This window comes from Variovorax sp. 20P10.2.4, from assembly GCF_058244205.1.
The window spans coordinates 1-1,544 of sequence record NZ_JBZAYE010001071.1 but is presented as its reverse complement, the minus strand read 5'-3'; the positions used below and the strand labels follow the sequence as shown (position 1 = coordinate 1,544).

Genomic DNA, 1,544 nt, shown 5'->3' with positions numbered 1-1,544 from the left:
GTTGCGCACCTCGAGCGCCATCACGCGCCGGTACCAGCGCAGGTAGTCCATCCATTGCAACCGCGGGATCTTGTCGAGCGCGGCCCAGGCGGTGCTGCCGTGCTGGGCCTCGAACCAGGCGCGGAAGCTCAGCGCCGCGAGCCCCAGCGCCGGGCCGGTGAGCTCCTTCGGCGAGCGCAGCGTCTCCATGCGCGCGGTGGTGGCCCAGGGCCCTTCGAACCCTTCGGGCGCGCGGTCGAACACCACGGCGCGGATGCCCTGGTGGGCCAGCGCGGCCGCCGCGGCCAGCCCGGCCTGCCCACCGCCGACGATGGCCACGTCGAGCACCGCCTCGCCCTCGTGTTCGCAGGGCGGCATCCAGGCGCGGGCGCGCCAGCCCAGGATGTCGAGGTCGCGCGCGAGCCGGCGCTCGAGCGCGGGCAGTCCTTCGGCATCGGGAACGGGAGGCGGGGAACCCGCGGCGGCGTGGGGAGTCGTCTCTGTCATGGAGGGCGTGCAGTGTAGAGAGTCGCGGGGCGCGCACGAGCGTACCGCTGGCCCGGATTTCGCATGCCACAATGATTTCAGACCAAGGGACAGCATGGGCAGCAGCAGCAACGGCAGCAAGAGCGATGACTGGTGGCGCGGCGCGGTGATCTACCAGATCTATCCGCGCAGTTTCATGGACAGCAACGGCGATGGCATCGGCGACCTGCCCGGCATCACGGCGCGGCTGCCGCACGTGGCCTCGCTCGGGGTCGACGCGATCTGGGTCTCGCCCTTCTTCCGTTCGCCGATGAAGGACTTCGGCTACGACGTGGCCGACTACCGCGCGGTCGACCCGATGTTCGGCACCCTGGCCGACTTCGACGCCATGCTCGCGCGGGCGCACGAACTGGGGCTGAAGCTCATCATCGACCAGGTGCTCTCGCACACCTCCGACCAGCACGCCTGGTTCGCCGAGAGCCGCGCGAGCCGCGACAACCCCAAGGCCGACTGGTACGTGTGGGCCGACCCCAAGCCCGATGGCACGCCGCCCAACAACTGGCTCTCGGTCTTCGGCGGGCCGGCCTGGCAATGGGATTCGCGCCGCCGCCAGTACTACCTGCACAGCTTCCTGGCCGAGCAGCCCGATCTCAACTTCCATTGCCCCGCGGTGCAGGACGCGCTGCTCGGCGAGGTCGGCTTCTGGTGCGAGCGCGGCGTCGACGGCTTCCGCTTCGACGCCTGCAACCACCAGTTCCACGACGCCCTGCTGCGCAGCAACCCGCCGGCCTCGGCGCAGTCGGTGGGCGAGGTCAGCACGGTGCGCGCCGACAACCCCTATGCGATGCAGCAGCACCTGTACGACAAGAGCCAGGGCGAGAACCTGCTGTTCCTCGAGCGGCTGCGCGCCCTGCTCGACCGCCACGGCGCGGTCGCGCTCGGCGAGGTCGGCGACGAGAACGCGCCGCCCGTGATGGCGCAGTACACCGCGCGCGACCGGCGCCTGCACCTGGCCTACAGCTTCAGCCTGCTGACCGCCGACCACACGGCGAAGCACCTGCGCCAGCAGGTCGAGGCGC

2 protein-coding genes are annotated in these 1,544 nt (G+C 70.9%); one reads left to right on the top strand and one right to left on the bottom strand.

Features of this window, described 5'->3' with window-relative positions; translation table 11 throughout:
• A partial coding sequence (locus AC27VN_RS41155) for an FAD-dependent oxidoreductase (protein ID WP_490880468.1) occupies window positions 1-486 on the bottom strand: 486 nt, incomplete at its 3' end.
• 94 nt (window positions 487-580) lie between these two features.
• Between AC27VN_RS41155 and AC27VN_RS41150 the strand changes: the two genes are divergently transcribed.
• On the top strand, window positions 581-1,544 hold a 964-nt coding region (locus tag AC27VN_RS41150), incomplete at its 3' end, for an alpha-amylase family glycosyl hydrolase (RefSeq protein WP_490880467.1).